The organism is Streptomyces sp. NPDC021224 (assembly GCF_044332905.1).
Lineage (GTDB): Bacteria > Actinomycetota > Actinomycetes > Streptomycetales > Streptomycetaceae > Actinacidiphila.
Genome location: NZ_JBIRPW010000011.1, coordinates 175,119 through 190,535, shown reverse-complemented (window position 1 = coordinate 190,535; position 15,417 = coordinate 175,119). Strand labels below are relative to the sequence as shown.

Here is a 15,417-nt window from a genome sequence, read left to right as displayed (position 1 = left end):
GGCACTGTACGGGTCCGGCGCCCTCCCTCACGCGGCGGGCAGCCGGCTGAAGGCGGCGCGGTAGTCGCTGGGGGTCAGGCCGACGCGGCGGGTGAGGTGCTGGCGCAGCGAGTCCGCGGTGCCCAGGCCGGACGCGCGGGCGACCTGGTCGACGGGCAGCGTGGTGGTCTCCAGCAGTTCGCGGGCCCGCTGGATGCGCTGGTGCAGCAGCCACTGGAGCGGGCTGACGCTGGTCTCGGCGCGGAAACGGCGGTTGAGGGTGCGGACGCTGACGGAGGCGTGCCGGGCGAGGTCGGTGAGGGTGAGCGGCTGGTCGAGCCGGGTCATCGCCCAGGCGCGGGTGTCGGCGAAGGAGGTGCCGGTCACGGCGGGCAGCGGCGTCTCGGTGAACTGCGCCTGCCCGCCGCACCGCACGGGCGCCACCAGGGCGTGCCGGGCGACGCTGTTGGCGACGGCGGCCCCGTAGTCGGTGCGGATGATGTGCAGGCACAGGTCGATGCCGGCCGCGTAGCCGGAGGAGGTCAGCATGGGGCCGTCCTGCACGAAGAGCACGTCGGGCTGGACGTCCACCGCGGGGTAGCGCTCGCCGAACTCCTCGGCGAGCAGCCAGTACGTGGTCGCGCGCCGCCCGTCGAGCAGGCCCGCCTCGGCGAGCAGGAAGGCGCCCGAGCAGATCGAGGCGATGCGGGTGCCGGCCTCGGCGGCGCGCCGCACCGCGGCGAGGATGCGCGGGTCGGGCTCCTCGCGCAGGCCGGTGCCGGCGACGATGACGGTGTCGGCCCCCTCCAGTGCGTCCAGCCCGCGGCGGATGACGATCTCGGCGGGCCCGTTGGTCGCGACGGCCCCCGGGTCGGGCGTGCACAGCTCCACCTCGTAGCCGGGCCGGCCGTCGGTCTCGACGCGGGCGAAGAGCATGTCGGGCACGGCGAGGTTGAACATCGACACGGGCGGCGCGGCGATCACCACGACCCGCCGCGGCCGGGCGGGCACGGCAGCCGGTACCGCCGACGGCGGCGCGGGCACGGCGAGTTCGGCGGCGACCGCGGTCGGCGCGGGCCGCGCGGGCTGCCTGGTCGGGGCGGGGTGCCTGGTCGGTGCGGGCTGCGCGGGCATGGCCAGAACCTCCGGTCGTTTGGCATTCTGGCCAGTTACTGTACGCCGGGCCCGCCGCGAGGCTGGTGGTCATGTCACCGGATCAGACCTCCCGCACGGCCCGTCCCCTCCCCTCCACCACCGGGGAGCGGGCCCCCGCCGCGGCCACCCGCGCCGCCGAGCCGACCGCGTCCGGGCGGATCCTCGCCGCCGCCCTGCTCGGCTTCTTCCTCATCACCCTCGACGCCTCCGTGGTCAACGTCGCCCTCCCGGCGATCGGAGACGACCTGCACGGCGGGCTGTCCGCGCTCCAGTGGGTCATCGACGGCTACACCCTCGCCTTCGCCGCCCTGATGCTGTCCACCGGCGCCCTGTCGGACCGGATCGGCGCGGGCCGCGCCTTCACCGGCGGCGTCGTGGTCTTCGCGCTGTCGTCCCTGGCGTGCGGCCTGGCGCCGGGGCTCGCGGTGCTCGTCGCCGCACGCGTGGTGCAGGGCACGGCGGCGGCGGTGATACTGCCGTCCTCGCTGGCGCTGGTCCGGCAGGCCTACGCCGACCCGGTGCGGCGCACCCGCGCCATCTCGGTGTGGGCGACGGGCGGTTCGACGGCGGTGGCGCTCGGCCCGGTGGTCGGCGGGGTGCTCACCACGTCCCTGGACTGGCGGTTCGTCTTCTACGTCAACCTGCCCTTCGCCGTCGTGACCCTGGTGCTGGCCCGCAGCGCCCGCAGTGAGCGCCGCCCGGCGCCCCTCGACGTCCCCGGCCAGGTCACGGCCGTGCTGGCGCTGGGCGCGCTGACGTACGCGGTGATCGAGGGCGGGACGCGCGGCTGGGTGGCGGGGGGCGTGGCGGCCGCCGCGGGGGCGGCCTTCGTACGGGCCGAGACCCGGCACCCGCACCCCGTCGTCCCGCTGGGGCTGTTCCGCGGCGCCGCCCTCTCCGCCTCGGTGGCGTCGGGCGCGGCGCTGAGCGTGGGCTTCTTCGGCATGTTCTTCGTGCTGGGGCTGTACTTCCAGGTGGTCCGCGGCGAGTCGGCGCTCACGGCGGGCCTGATGTTCCTGCCGATGACGCTCCTCATCTCGACGGTGAACGTCGTCTCCGGCCGCGTCACCAACCGTTTCGGCCCCCGCCTGCCGATGGTCACCGGCCAGCTCGTCATGGCCGCGGGCCTGCTGGCCCTGCTCCCGGTGGGCACGGGCACGCCCACACTGCTGGTGGCGTTCGTGATGATGCCGATCGGTGTCGGCGGCGCGCTGGCCGTCCCGGCGCTGACCGCCTCCGTCATGGGCGCGGCGCCCGCCGCGCAGGCGGGCGTGGCGGCCGGTGTCCTGAACGCCGCCCGGCAGGTCGCGGGGGCGCTCAGCGTCGCGCTGTTCGGTTCGCTGGTGGCCGGTCCGCGCTTCCTGCCCGGGATGCGGACGAGCCTGCTGGTGGCGGCGGGCCTGGTGCTGGCCGCGGCCGTGGCGACGGCGGTGGCGCTGCGCCCTCGCGACTGACGCCCGCCGCGCGCCGGTTCACCCGGCGGCGGGCTCGGACGCGGTGCCGCGCTCGCGGGCGTCGAGCAGTTCGTCCCAGTGGTCGGCCGCCCACGCGCACGCGGCGGACAGCGGCTCCAGCAGGCTGCGGCCGAGCGGTGTCAGCGCGTAGTCCACGCCCTGCCGCGGGTCGGCGTGCACGGTGCGGGTGACGAAGCCGTCCCGCTCCAGGCCGCGCAGCGACTGCGTGAGCACCTTGGGGGTGACGCGGCGCAGCGGCACGCGCAGCTCGGAGAAGCGCCGCGGGCCACCCTCCAGGCAGGAGAGCACGAGGGGCCCCCACTTGTCGCCGAAGCGGAAGGGCAGCAGCGAGGAAGGGCACAGCTCGTCGAAGAGGTCCGCGGGCAGCGGCGGGCGGCGGTGCGTCATGTGGGCTGTCTCCTTCGGTGCGAACGGCGGGGCGGTGGTGCCGCGGGGCGGTGGTGCCGCGGGGCGGCGGGGCGGCGGGGCGGCGGGCGCGATACGGGTCGGGCGGTACGGGTCCGGCGGTACCCGGGAGGTAACCGGCCCCGCGGCTACCTTTCCCGGGCACGCAGTCGCGTCGCCCAGCACCACTCCACCCTCGGCTCCAGCAGGAGCAACCGCAGGAGGTATTCCGCCCATGGGCAACTACATCGTCTTCGGGGCCGGCGGCCGGGCCGGCCGGGAGGCCGTCGCCGTGGCGCGCCACCGCGGCCACCGCGTCACGGCGGTCGTCCGCGACCCGTCGCGCCACCCGGCGCTCGCCGCCGGGGGCGTACGGCTCGCCGCGGGGGACGTCACCGACCCGGCGGCTGTCGCGGCGCTCGCGGCCGGGCACGACGCGGCGCTCAACACCGCGGCCGTGTACGGCGAGGGCACCGACCCCGGGGCCTTCTTCCCCGCCGCGGCCCGCGCGCTGGCCGCGGGCCTGGCCGAGGCCGGGGTGGACCGCCTGGTCACGGTGGGCCTGTCCGCCGTGCTGCCCGGCGCGGACGGCACCAGCCGGCTGGACTCCCCCGCGTTCCCGGACGAGTTCCGCCCGTTCTGCGCGGCCCACGCGGCGGGCCTGGCCGCGCTGCGGGCCGAGGCGGCGGCGCTGGACTGGCTCTACCTCGCCCCCGCGGGCGACTTCGTCCACGACGCCCCCGAGCCCACCGGCCGCTACGAGCACCGCCCGCACACCGACCCGGCGGCCCGCGTCACGTACGCCGACTTCGCCCTGGCCCTGCTCGACGAGGCCGCGGACCCCCGCCACCACCGCACCTACCTCCTGGTGACCTGACCGGCCCGCTGTCGGTGCCCGCGCGTACGGTCCGGGCATGACGGATCACGTGTGGGCGGGTGTACGGGAGCGGGTCGCGGCGGCGGGCGGCGGCCCGGACGGCGGCGGGGTGTTCGGGGCGCGCGGGCACGGGTGGGTCCTGGAGGATCCGCTCACCGAGGACGAGGTCGCCGAGCTGGAGGCCCAGGCGGGGATACGGCTCCCGGCGGACTACCGCTCCTTCCTGCTGCACGTCGGGGCGGGCGGCGCCGGGCCCGCGTACGGCCTCTTCCCGGTCCGGCGCGTCCAGGGCCGCTGGCGCTGGGAGGGGGACGGCGCGGACCTCGCCGACCTGTCGGCGTTCGCCGTGCCCTTCCCGGAGCGGGGCCCGGACCCGGACACCGTCGCCGCGCTGCTCGCCGAGCGGCCCGAGGAGGAGGAGTTCGCGGAGATCGAGGACTTCGACGACGCCTACGAGGCGTGGGACGAGCGGTGGGAGGCCGTCATGTTCGCCCCCGGGCGTACCGCGGGCGCCGTCACGATCTGCCACCTGGGCTGCGCGCGCCGCGAGTGGCTGGTGGTCTGCGGGCCGCACCGCGGGACGGTGTGGTCCGACGACCGGGTGGACGACGTGGACCTCGCCCCGCTTCTCGACGGCGCGGGCGCGCCGCTCACCTTCGCCCGCTGGTACACCGACTGGCTGGAGCAGGCGGAAAGCGCGGCGGCCGGCACCGCGGGTGCTGGCTAGAGCGGCAGCTTGAAGCCCTCGTGGCTCGCGGTGAAGCCGAGGGAGGTGTAGAAGCGGTGGGCGTCCGTGCGGGACTTGTTGCTGGTCAGCTGGGCCAGGGCGCAGCCCTGGGCGCGGGCGCGGTCCAGGGTGCGGCGGACGAGGGCGCGGCCGAGGCCGGAGCCGCGCAGGTCGGCGCGGATGCGGACGGCCTCGATGAGGGCGCGCTCGGCGCCGCCCTTGCCGAGGCCGGGGATGCGGGTGAGCTGGAGGCAGCCGATGACGTCGCCGGAGGCGTCCACGAGGACCAGGATCTCGTTGCGCGGGTCGGCCTCGATCGTGGCGAAGGCCCGCTCGTAGGCGTCGGTGACCTCGACGGTCGCCGGGTCGACGACGCCGTCCTCCCCGGCGAGGAGGGCGAGGACGGCGGGCAGGTCGGCCCGGGTCGCGGGGCGCAGGGCGGGTTCGTGCGCAGTGTTCGTGGTGCTCATGGGCCCGATCCAACCAGGCCGGGTCCGCGCCCGCGGACCCGGCCCGTACGCCGCGGCCCGCTCAGCCGCGCTCGCCGTCCACCCGGCGGGGGACGCCCAGCGGGTTGCCGTCGCGCAGCTCGGCGGGCAGCAGGGCCTGCGGGGTGTCCTGGTACGCCACCGGGCGCAGCCAGCGTTCGATCGCGGTGGCGCCGACCGAGGTGGAGGTGGAGGTCGTGGCGGGGTAGGGCCCGCCGTGGTGCTGGGCGGCGGTGACGGCGACGCCGGTCGGCCAGCCGTTGACGAGGACGCGTCCGGCGAGGGCGCTGAGCCGGGTGAGCAGCGCGGCGGCGGCCCCGCCCTGTTCGGCGGCCTCGGCGGTGCCGAGGTGGGCGGTCGCGGTGAGGTTGCCGGGCAGCCGGTCGAGCACGGCGGCCAGCTCGTCCGCGGAGCCGTACCGTACGACGACGGTCAGCGGTCCGAAGCACTCCTCCAGCAGGACGTCGTGGGCGCCCTGCACGGCGAGTTCGGCGGCGGCGAGGGTCACGAAGCCGGGGCGTACGCCGAGTTCGCCGTCCTCGCCGGGGGCGACGGGCGCGGTCACGGCGGGCAGCGCGGCGCGGGCGGCGGCGCCGGCCAGGAAGTTGGTGCGCATCCGGCCGTCGAGCAGCACCCCGGCCGCGGCCTCGCGGGCGGCGCCGGTGAGGGCGGCCACCAGCCGGTCGCCGTCGTCCCCGGCAGGGGCGAGGACGAGGCCGGGCTTGGTGCAGAACTGGCCGACGCCGAGCGTGAAGGATCCGGCGAGCCCGGTGCCGATCTGCTCGGCGCGTTCGGCGGCGGCGGCCTCGGTGACGACGACCGGGTTGAGGCTGCCGAGTTCGCCGTGGAAGGGGATGGGGCGCGGCCGGGCGGCGGCCGCGTCGTGCAGCGCGCGGCCGCCGGGCACGGAGCCGGTGAAGCCCGCGGCGGCGACGAGCGGGTGGCGGACCAGTTCGACACCGGCGGCGAAGCCGTGCACGAGGACGACGGTGTCGGCGGGCAGTCCGACGGAGACGGCCGCGCCGCGCAGCAGCTCGGCGCACAGCGCGGAGGTCGCGGGGTGGTCGGGGTGGGCCTTGACGACGACGGGGCAGCCCGCGGCGAGCGCGCTCGCGGTGTCGCCGCCGGGCACGGAGAAGGCGAGCGGGAAGTTGCTGGCGGCGTAGACGGCGACGACGCCCAGCGGGATCTTCATCCGGCGCAGGTCGGGCCGCGGGATGGGCTTGGCGTCGGGGTCGGGGGTGTCGATGATCACGTCGAGGTAGGCGCCCTCGTCGACGACGTCCGCGAACGTCCGCAACTGGAAGGCGGTACGGGCGAGTTCGCCGGTGAGGCGGGGTACGCCGAGGGCGGTCTCGGCGTCGGCGGCGGCGATGACGCGCTCGCCCGCCTCCTCCAGCGCCCCGGCGGCGGCACGCAGCAGCCGGGAGCGTACGCTTCGGTCGGCGAGCGCCGGGATCGCGGCGGCGGCGGCGCGTACGGCGGCGTCCACGTCCTCGGCCGTGGCCTCGACGGCGACCTGCTCGCGCTGCTTCCCGCTCCGCGGGTCGACGCTCCAGACTGGTACTGCCACCGGAATAACCTCCACATTTCCGTACCGCACGACACTGCTGCACCAGTACGTTGTTCTCTATACTGAACAGCGTCTTTAGATGTGAACCTGCAAGGGGAGCCTACGTCCGTCGCTCCCGGCCGAACAAGAGGGGTCGAGCGCATGGCTGCTGCCGAGGGAGCCGGTTCCCAGGTCAAGTCCGCGGTCCGCACGGTGGAGCTGCTGGAGTTCTTCGCGGGGCGGCCCGGCATGCACAGCCTCGCCTCCGTGCAGGAGTCGGTCGGCTACCCGAAGTCCAGCCTCTACATGCTGCTGCGCACCCTCGTGGACCTGGGCTGGATCGAGACCGACGCGACGGGCACCCGCTACGGCATCGGCGTGCGCGCGCTGCTGGTCGGCACGTCCTACATCGACGGCGACGAGGTCGTGGCCGCCGCCCGGCCCACCCTGGACCGGCTGTCGGACGACACCAGCGAGACCATCCACATGGCCCGCCTGGACGGCACCAGCGTCGTCTACCTCGCCACCCGGCAGTCCCAGCACTACCTGCGGCCCTTCACCCGGGTCGGCCGCCGGCTGCCCGCGCACTCCACCTCGCTCGGCAAGGCGCTGCTCGCGACGTACACCGACGAGCAGGTACGCGGGCTGCTGCCGGAGACGCTGGAGCCGCTCACCGAGCACACCCACACCGACCGCGAGAAGCTCATCGAGGAGCTGGCGGTCATCCGCGAGCAGGGCTTCGCGGTGGACCGCGAGGAGAACACGCTGGGCCTGCGCTGCTTCGGCATCGCGGTGCCCTACCGCACCCCGGCGCGGGACGCGGTCAGCTGCTCGGTGCCGGTGGCGCGGCTCACGGCGACGCACGAACAGCTGATCAAGGACGCGCTCTTCGACGCGCGCGACCGGCTGCTGCTGGCCACCCGCCGCCTCTGACCTCCCCCGCCGCCCGGGACCGGGCCCGAAACCCCGCTCGTCAAGGGTGCCCCCTTCGTGGGAACGCCCCGGATCCCCCGGACACGGCCCCGCCCGGCAGTCGTAGGGTCGTGAACATGGGGATCATGACGAACGGGAACGACAGCAGCGCCGCGGGACGCGACTTCGGGGCGCCCGAGGGGGACGCCGAGACCAGGGAGTGGGTCGCCCGGCGCGCCTCCTCCTTCGGCGCCGTCGCCGCCGACTACGACGAACACCGCCCCGGCTACCCGTCCGAGGCCGTCACCTGGGCCCTCGCGCCCGTGCTGGCCCGGCGCGGCGGTGGCCCGCTGGACGTGCTGGACCTCGCCGCGGGCACCGGCAAGCTGACCCGCGAGGCGCTCGCGCTCGGCCACCGGGTCACCGCGGTGGAGCCGGACGAGGGGATGCTGGGCGCGCTGCGCGAGCGGCTGCCGCGGGCCACGGCGCTGTCCGGCTCGGCGGAGCGGATACCGCTGGCGGACGGTTCGGTGGACGCGGTGGTCGTGGGCCAGGCCATCCACTGGTTCGACCAGGAGCGCGCGCTGCCCGAGATCGCCCGGGTGCTGCGGCCCGGCGGGGTGCTGGCGACGCTGTCCAACGCCGACGACGACCGGGTCGGCTGGATCGCGGGCCTCGGCGAGATCTCGCCGAGCCAGGTGTCCTTCCTCGGCTGGAAGAAGAGCCCGGGGCGGCGGATAGACCCTCACCCGGCCTTCTCCCCCGCCGAGGACGCCGACTTCCCGCACGTGATGGTGCGCACCGCCGAGACGCTGACCGCGACCGCCGCGACGCACTCGCATCTGCTGGTGATGGAACCGGCCCGGCGGGAGGCGGCCACCGCCCGGATCCTGGACTACCTCAGGTCCCGCCCGGAGACGGCCTCCGGCGAGTTCGAGCTGCACCTGGTGACCCGCGTCCAGCGCTGCGAGCGCGTGCCGGTCTGACCGGTCCGGGCTGCCGGAGGCACAGGCCTCCGGCAGCGCCCCGCGCACGCTCCATCACCCCGCGTTCACCAGCGGTTACCGCCGGGAATCGATGATTCCCAACCTCTGCCCAGAGCCTCTTCCCGCTGCTACGCTCTCGCCGCGCCGTGGCGGGGAGGTCCGGGCAGGAAGAGGTGACCGTGGGCACTGCCGTCGACGACGATTCCGCCGCGTTCCACGCGTTCTTCGAACGGCACTACGCCGAACTCTCCCGGCTGGCACACCTGTTGACGGGCGAGGCGGATGCCGCCGACGACCTCGCGGCGGACGCGCTGGTGGCCCTGTGGCGCCGCTGGGACCGGGTCAGGACGACCGAGCACCCGGTGGCGTACGCGCGCGGTGTGGTGGCGAACCTCGCCCGCTCCCGGATCCGCAGCGCGGTGCGCGAGCGGCGCCGGGTGGCCCTCTTCTGGTCGCAGCGGCCCGAACGCACCGACGGGCCCGACCTTCCGGCGGTGCTGGACCTGCGGGAGGCCTTGCAGCGGCTGCCGTTCCGCAAGCGGGCGTGCGTGGTGCTGCGGCACGCGTTCGACCTGTCGGAGCGGGACACCGCCGACGCGCTGGGCATCTCGGTGGGCACCGTCAAGAGCCAGACGTCCCGCGGCATCGCGGAGTTGGAAAGGCTGCTGCAACCCCGGCCACCCGAAGCCGGTACGGTGCAGGGGCCGGATCCGGCGGCCGCGAGCGGTCCCGCGGGCCCGGCGCGGATGCCGCGCACCGCACGGCCGGACACCCCGGTCGGCGCGGCGGGCGGCTCCCCGGGCGACATGGGTCCGGGGGCACAACTGCTGGGTGCGGCGGGTCATGTGGCTCGTACTCGTACTCGTACGGGACGGGGACTGTGATGACCGATCTGCCGGAGCGGCTGCGGGAGGCCGCGCACGCCCACCGGCCCGACAGGGAACGCATGCTGGCCCGCGTCGAGCACGCGATGGCCGCCGACGGCACCGGCAACGACGTGCCCGAGTCCGCGGCGCGCGGCCACGACCGGCCGACGGCGGCGCCGTGGATGCGGGTCACCGCGGTGACCGCGGCCGTGGCGGGCGCGATCGGCATCGGCGGCCTCGCGGTGGGCGCCGTCACCGGCGCCAGCCAGCCGGGCCACTCCTCGGTGACGTCGGACAGCGCCGACACCGGACGCCCCTCCCCGACCGCCCCGGGTGCCACCGGCGGCGAGCACCGGGTGCCCGTCCAGCGGCACCCCACCACGGCCCCCACGCATCACAAGTCACCCGGACCGCACAGCACTTCGGGCCACGGCGCGACCGTCTCGCCCCCGCTCCAGGCACCGCCGCCGAGCGTTCCGGGCTCACCCCCGCACTCCTCCGGCGCGCCCTCGACGGGGGGCACCGGCCTGCCGCAGGGCAGCGGGCCGCTCCAGTCCAACGGTGTGCTCGGGTCGAACAGCGACTCGTACTGGACGGAGAGCGACGTGACGCTGACGTCGCAGAAGCCCATCACCTCGCTGACCGTGGAGCTGCGGATCGCCCGGGTCAACGGCGAGACGTACTCGGCGTCGTGGACCGACGCCACGCAGGTGAGCGTCAAGGTGTCGACGGAGGCGGACGTCATCGTCTACCGCTGGACGCTCGCGGCGGGCCAGACCCTCCCGGCGGACACGTACACCTTCGCCGGGCAGTTCACCCACGACCCCGGGCAGGGCGGTACGGACGGCGACCGCTACACCGCCACCGTCGGCTACGCGTCGGGCGGTCCGGTGACCGTCGGCGGCGGATTCTGACCGCTGCGGGCACCCGGCCGCGGGCGTTTCGGGGGTGTTCGGCACCTGTGGCGGCACTTGCGCGAGGGCGCGGACGGCGCAACCGCGGTGCGGGGAAATCTGCCGGAAATATTTTGCCGATCCACGGCAACCTCCCGCGCCCCGGCGGCGACTTGGGGGTGCACGGCCCAGCACGCTTCCCCCTCAGGAGAAGCTCCGGGGCGCGGCGGTACCCCCATGATCGCCGCTCCCCGGTCATCCCCCGCCCTGCACACGATCAACCCGTGTGCAGGGCGGCGCGGGCCGCCGCCAGATCCGCCTGGCTCGCCAGCCCCGCGTGATAGAGCCGCAGTTGGGTCGCGCCCAGCTCGGCGGCGTGCGCCGCGTCGGCGGCCAGCGTGCCGGGGCTGCCGCCCATGCCGGACACCATCGTGAAGTTGGCGGCCACCACCGTGTCCGTCCCGGCTTCCGCGGCGACGGGCGCGAGCACCGCCGCCCGCCCCGCGGCGCCCGCCGGGCCGCCCGGACAGGGCAGCACGAGGCCGTCCGCCTGGGCCAGGATCCGCGGGACGTCCACCCCGGCGTTGGCGCCGCAGCGGTACGGCACCGGGTCGGCGTGCAGCAGCACCTGGAAGCCGGGCGCGGCGGCGGCCCGTACCGCGGCCACGGCCTGCTCCTGGAGCGAACCGGCGGTCCGGGTACGCCAGTTCAGCGTCAGCTCGGTCCACCGCGGGCCGAGCAGCGCCTCGATCCCGGCGGCGCCGTCCGCCTCCCCGGCCCACACGGGGGCGAGCGCGGCCCTTACGGCGGCGGCGAGTTCGTCCGGGTCGGCGCCGAGTCCGGCGTAACCGGCGCGGCAGGCGGGGCAGAAGCACAGCGACATCAGGTACTGCCCGGCGTCGGCGAGCGGCACCCCGCCGATCTTGTCGTGGGCGTGCAGGTGCGCGAGCCCGTACCAGCCGAGCGACTCCAGTTCGGTGCCCGCGGCGCCGGGGCGTACCGCGGCCTCGGCGGCGAGGTCGAGCAGGTAGCCGCGGACGGCGGGCTGCGCGATGCAGGGCGCCCACGGGTAGCGGTCGCCGTAGGCGTTGACGACGGAGGTGTCCGGGTGCTCGGCGCCCAGCCGGGAGTTGTGCGCGAGCACGACCCAGGTGTGCACCTCCAGGCCCGCCGCGCGCAGCGCCTCGGCGGCGCTCCCCCACGCGTCGCCGGGCGCCCACGCACCGGCCGGGTAGGGCCGCGGTTCGCGGTCCTGCCAGCGGCGTTCGTCGGGCGGGTAGAGCACGGCGGCGTGCTCGGCGGTGACGACCCGGTGCCGCGGGTGGCGCGGGGTGAGCGCGCGGGTGGAGTGGTAGGCGGCGGCGAGGGTCACCTGGGCGACGCCGAGTCCGGCGATGCGCTCGGCGGCGGCGGGGTCGCCGTTGACGTCCCAGGGGTAGACGAAGGCGGAGGCACGCATGTCAGCGCTCCCCGAGCAGCGCGGTGCCGCGCTCGATGAGTTCGGCCAGTTCCTTGATGTGCGCGGGCGCGGGTTCGCTCAGCGGCGGGCGGACCTCGCCGACGTCCAGGCCGCGCAGCCGCACCCCGGCCTTGACGAGCGAGACGGCGTAGCCGCGGCCCTTGCTGCGCAGGTCGACCAGCGGGCGGTAGAAGCCGTCCACGAGCCTGTCGACGGTGGCGTCGTCGCCGGTGGTGAGGGCGCGGTGGAAGGCCAGCGCGATCTCCGGCGAGAAGGCGAAGACGGCCGAGGAGTAGAGGGTGACGCCGAGGCCGCGGTAGGCCGGGCCGGTGAGTTCGGCGGTGGGCAGGCCGTTGAAGTAGCGGAAGCCGCTTGCGGGCAGTTCGGTGCGCACCGCGCTGATGATGCGCTGCATCAGGTCGAGGTCGCCGTAACCGTCCTTGAGGCCGATGATGTTGGGCACCTTGGCGAGTTCGACGACCGTGCCGGGGGTGAAGACGGCGTTGTCGCGCTGGTAGACGATGACGTCCAGGCTCGTGGCGGCGGCGAGCGCGGTGTAGTGCCGCAGCAGGCCCTCCTGGTCGGGGACGACCAGGTACGGCGGCATGGCCAGCAGCCCGTCGGCGCCGGCGGCTTCGGCGAGGGCGGCGTACTCGGCGGCGAGCGCGGTGCCGTACCCCGCGCCCGCGAGGACCGGGACGCGCCCGCCGGCCGCCTCGACGGCGGCGGCCACGCACGCGCCGAACTCGGCGGGGGTGAGCGCGTGGAACTCGCCCGTGCCGCAGCAGGCGAAGACGGCCGCCGCACCGGCGTCCACCCCCGCGCGGACATGGGCCCGGAAGGCGTCGAGGTCCAGGGCGCCGTCCGGACCGAAGGCCGTCACGGGGAAGAACAGCAGGCCGTCGAGACGCTCGGCGAGTGAGGGTGCGGTCATCTGGTCCCCCTGAAGGTCCGGATCTGTGCGCTCATCTGATTCACGTCCATATTCGTGAACGCTGCCACGCTAAGCGAGCATCCGTGCGCGGGTCAAGCCGACGGACGCAGGTCAGAAGGGTCCGGGGCAGCCTGATCGATGTCCATATCCATGAACCAGGGCCACGGATATACTCGCCGGGCGCCGTCCGGGGCCGCCCGCGGCACCCCCGCGGACCGCACCGCACCGCCCCCGTACCACCCGCGCACCCCCAGGCCCCAGCGGCCGGTGAGACCGAGGAGAGACCCGCCATGACCGCTCCCCGCACCATTCTGCTCACCGGCGCCGCCGGCGGCCTCGGCACCCTCATGCGGGGCCTGCTCCCCTCCTACGGCTACCAGCTGCGGCTCCTGGACATGCTGCCGGTCGAGGGCGAGCCCGGCGCGATCACCGCCGACCTCGCCGACACCGAGGCGCTGCGCGAGGCCGTCCGCGGGGTGGACGCGATCGTGCACCTGGCGGGCATCTCGCTGGAGTCCACCTTCGACAAGATCCTCAAGGCCAACATCGAGGGCACCTACAACCTCTACGAGGCCGCCCGCGCCGAGGGCGTGCGCCGCGTCGTCTTCGCCTCCAGCAACCACGCGGTCGGCTACACCCCGCGCCCGCAGGGCGACGACCCGCTCATCCCGATCGGCACCCCGCGCCGCCCCGACACCTTCTACGGCCTGTCCAAGTGCTTCGGCGAGGACCTGGCCCAGCTCTACGCCGACCGGCACGGCATCGAGACCGTCTCGATCCGCATCGGCTCGTGCTTCCCCGAACCCGCCACCGTACGGGCCCTGTCGGTGTGGATGAGCCCCGCCGACGGCGCCCGCCTGCTGCACGCCGCCCTGACCGCCGACGTCAACGGCCACACCGTCGTCTACGGCAGCTCCGCCAACACCCGCCTGTGGTGGGACCTCGCCCCTGCCCGCGCCCTCGGCTACGAGCCGCAGGACGACTCCGAGGTCTTCGCCGCGCGGCTGATCGCCGAGCAGGGCGAGCTGGACCCGGACGACCCGGCGCACGCCCACCTGGGCGGCGCCTTCTGCACCGAGCCGCCCATCTGGCCGTACTGAGCCCCCGGGGGGGCGTCAGTAGTCGGAGTCCTCGGCGGGCGAGGACACCCCGACGACGCCCGGCATCTCGGACAGCTCCGTCACCAGCAACGGGACGTCACCCGTGCCCTCCACCGACAGCGCGACCTCCGCCGCGCCCGCGCCGCCCCGCCCGTCCTCCCGGTCGGCCCACGGCGCCCGGTCGACGCGCACCTCCACGACCCGGAAACCGGCCTGCGTGCACCGCTCCAGGATGCGCGCGAGCACACCGGTGCCGACCTGGTAGGAGATGCGCAAGTCCGTCTGCCCGGGTCCGGCGACCGCCGGGAAGCGCGCGGTGACCAGCGGGAAGACCCGCACCACCAGGAAGTGCGCGGCGGTCGCCGCGACCGCGAGCAGCACCAGGCCGCCACCGCAGGCCATGCCGATGGCGGCGGTCAGCCAGATGGTCGCCGCGGTCGTCAGCCCCCGTACGGCGTCCCGGCGTACGAAGATCAGCCCGCCGCCGATGAAGCCGATCCCGCTGACGACCTGCGCGGCGATCCGCGACGGGTCCAGCACCACGCCGTCGTGGCCCAGCACGGTGCCGAAGCCGTGCTGCGAGACCTCCATGAAGAGCGCGGCCCCGACACCGACCAGGGTGTGCGTGCGCAGCCCCGCGCTCTTCTGCTGGACCGCCCGCTCCAGCCCGATGAGCGTCGAGAGCACGAGCGCCAGCCCCAACTCGCCGAGCTGCCGCACCCCCTGACCGCCGCCCGGATCCCACACAACTGACGCCGCAGGTTGCAAGGTGTGCATCTGACCCACGCTACTCCCCCGCCCCGCGGACCCGGCGGCCCCGTAAACGGGTGTCGCGCGGCACGCGTCCTGGCGATCATGGTGCGGACCCCCGCAGCCGAACGACGAGGAAACACCGTGCCCCTGCCCGTACCCGCCGACCCGACCGTCCTCCACCCGATGCCGGAACAGCCGCGGGTGGTGCTGCTCAAACCGCTGGTGACATCCCCGCTGATCGAGGTCGGGGAGTTCTCGTACTACGACGACCCGGACGACCCGACCGCGTTCGAGACCCGCAACGTCCTCTACCACTACGGGCCGGAGAAGCTCGTCATCGGCAGGTTCTGCGCGCTCGGCACGGGAGTGCGGTTCATCATGAACGGCGCCAACCACCGGATGGACGGCCCCTCGACCTTCCCCTTCCCCACCATGGGCGGCTCGTGGGCCGAGCACTTCGACCTGCTCACCGGCCTGCCCTCGCGCGGCGACACCGTCGTCGGCAACGACGTCTGGTTCGGCCACGGCGCCACGGTGATGCCCGGGGTGCGCATCGGCCACGGCGCGATCGTCGCGACCGGCGCCGTCGTCACCGCCGACGTCCCCGACTACGGCATCGTCGGCGGCAACCCGGCCCGCCTCCTGCGCACCCGCCACCCGGCGGACGACGTCGCCCGGCTGCTCGCGGTGGCCTGGTGGGACTGGCCCCTCGACCACATCACCGCCCACGTCCGGACGATCATGTCGGGCAGCGTCGCCGAGCTGGAGGCGGCCGCGCCCCGGTAATCCGCGTGCGCCCTCGCCGGAGCACGGTTACGCTCCGGGGCATGTTCTTCATGCACCAGCTCTACGGCTGACGCGGGGCGGGGCAGCGCCC

At 75.3% G+C, this 15,417-nt stretch carries 15 protein-coding genes and 1 pseudogene; 9 read left to right on the top strand and 7 right to left on the bottom strand.

Features of this window, described 5'->3' with window-relative positions:
* Window positions 1-27: 27 nt before the first annotated feature.
* Complete coding sequence (locus tag ACH4PY_RS26030; protein WP_398187529.1) at window positions 28-1,113, bottom strand: GlxA family transcriptional regulator; 1,086 nt, start codon at window positions 1,111-1,113, stop codon at window positions 28-30.
* Between the two features lie 71 nt (window positions 1,114-1,184).
* On the opposite strand from ACH4PY_RS26030, the gene ACH4PY_RS26025 reads away from it, so the two are divergent.
* Entirely contained in the window at window positions 1,185-2,588 is a 1,404-nt protein-coding gene (locus ACH4PY_RS26025) for an MFS transporter (protein WP_398187526.1), read from the top strand.
* Window positions 2,589-2,606: 18 nt separating this feature from the next.
* On the opposite strand, the gene ACH4PY_RS26020 is transcribed toward ACH4PY_RS26025, so the two are convergent.
* Window positions 2,607-2,996, bottom strand: coding sequence for a winged helix-turn-helix transcriptional regulator (locus tag ACH4PY_RS26020; protein ID WP_398187523.1), 390 nt, complete (start codon window positions 2,994-2,996; stop codon window positions 2,607-2,609).
* 232 nt (window positions 2,997-3,228) lie between these two features.
* Here ACH4PY_RS26020 and ACH4PY_RS26015 point away from each other — a divergent pair, with 232 nt between their 5' ends.
* Entirely contained in the window at window positions 3,229-3,870 is a 642-nt protein-coding gene (locus ACH4PY_RS26015) for an NAD(P)-dependent oxidoreductase (RefSeq protein WP_398187520.1), read from the top strand.
* Between the two features lie 37 nt (window positions 3,871-3,907).
* Complete coding sequence (locus ACH4PY_RS26010) at window positions 3,908-4,597, top strand: SMI1/KNR4 family protein (protein ID WP_398187517.1); 690 nt, start codon at window positions 3,908-3,910, stop codon at window positions 4,595-4,597.
* Here the strand turns inward: ACH4PY_RS26010 and ACH4PY_RS26005 are convergent.
* Complete coding sequence (locus tag ACH4PY_RS26005; protein WP_398187515.1) at window positions 4,594-5,067, bottom strand: GNAT family N-acetyltransferase; 474 nt, start codon at window positions 5,065-5,067, stop codon at window positions 4,594-4,596. The genes ACH4PY_RS26010 and ACH4PY_RS26005 overlap by 4 nt on opposite strands.
* Window positions 5,068-5,128: 61 nt before the next feature.
* Window positions 5,129-6,658, bottom strand: a complete 1,530-nt coding sequence (locus ACH4PY_RS26000) for an aldehyde dehydrogenase (NADP(+)) (protein WP_398187512.1) — start codon at window positions 6,656-6,658, stop codon at window positions 5,129-5,131.
* A gap of 141 nt (window positions 6,659-6,799) precedes the next feature.
* Here ACH4PY_RS26000 and ACH4PY_RS25995 point away from each other — a divergent pair, with 141 nt between their 5' ends.
* From ACH4PY_RS25995 to ACH4PY_RS25980, 4 genes and pseudogenes are all read left to right on the top strand, one after another.
* Window positions 6,800-7,570 carry an IclR family transcriptional regulator gene (locus ACH4PY_RS25995; protein WP_398187509.1) on the top strand — a complete coding sequence of 257 codons (771 nt, stop codon included), beginning with the start codon at window positions 6,800-6,802 and terminating at the stop codon, window positions 7,568-7,570.
* Window positions 7,571-7,686: 116 nt separating this feature from the next.
* A complete protein-coding gene (locus tag ACH4PY_RS25990) occupies window positions 7,687-8,535 on the top strand; it encodes a class I SAM-dependent methyltransferase (protein ID WP_398187507.1) in 849 nt (282 codons plus the stop codon).
* Between the two features lie 179 nt (window positions 8,536-8,714).
* Window positions 8,715-9,212: pseudogene (locus tag ACH4PY_RS25985) on the top strand (SigE family RNA polymerase sigma factor); the annotation flags it as partial.
* 206 nt (window positions 9,213-9,418) lie between these two features.
* Window positions 9,419-10,315 carry a hypothetical protein gene (locus ACH4PY_RS25980; protein ID WP_398187504.1) on the top strand — a complete coding sequence of 299 codons (897 nt, stop codon included), beginning with the start codon at window positions 9,419-9,421 and terminating at the stop codon, window positions 10,313-10,315.
* Between the two features lie 256 nt (window positions 10,316-10,571).
* Here ACH4PY_RS25980 and ACH4PY_RS25975 read toward each other — a convergent pair whose 3' ends face one another.
* Together ACH4PY_RS25975 and ACH4PY_RS25970 are read right to left on the bottom strand one after the other, a co-directional pair.
* The gene (locus tag ACH4PY_RS25975) at window positions 10,572-11,753 is read right to left on the bottom strand and encodes a hypothetical protein (RefSeq protein ID WP_398187501.1); all 1,182 of its coding nucleotides are present in this window, start codon (window positions 11,751-11,753) and stop codon (window positions 10,572-10,574) included.
* A 1-nt stretch (window position 11,754) separates the two neighbouring features.
* Complete coding sequence (locus tag ACH4PY_RS25970; RefSeq protein WP_398187498.1) at window positions 11,755-12,687, bottom strand: 5-dehydro-4-deoxyglucarate dehydratase; 933 nt, start codon at window positions 12,685-12,687, stop codon at window positions 11,755-11,757.
* A 290-nt stretch (window positions 12,688-12,977) separates the two neighbouring features.
* On the opposite strand from ACH4PY_RS25970, the gene ACH4PY_RS25965 reads away from it, so the two are divergent.
* Window positions 12,978-13,787, top strand: a complete 810-nt coding sequence (locus tag ACH4PY_RS25965; protein ID WP_398187495.1) for an NAD-dependent epimerase/dehydratase family protein — start codon at window positions 12,978-12,980, stop codon at window positions 13,785-13,787.
* Between the two features lie 15 nt (window positions 13,788-13,802).
* Here ACH4PY_RS25965 and ACH4PY_RS25960 read toward each other — a convergent pair whose 3' ends face one another.
* A complete protein-coding gene (locus ACH4PY_RS25960) occupies window positions 13,803-14,564 on the bottom strand; it encodes an MgtC/SapB family protein (protein ID WP_398187492.1) in 762 nt (253 codons plus the stop codon).
* A 123-nt stretch (window positions 14,565-14,687) separates the two neighbouring features.
* Between ACH4PY_RS25960 and ACH4PY_RS25955 the strand changes: the two genes are divergently transcribed.
* Complete coding sequence (locus ACH4PY_RS25955) at window positions 14,688-15,326, top strand: CatB-related O-acetyltransferase (RefSeq protein WP_398187662.1); 639 nt, start codon at window positions 14,688-14,690, stop codon at window positions 15,324-15,326.
* Window positions 15,327-15,417: the final 91 nt, after the last annotated feature.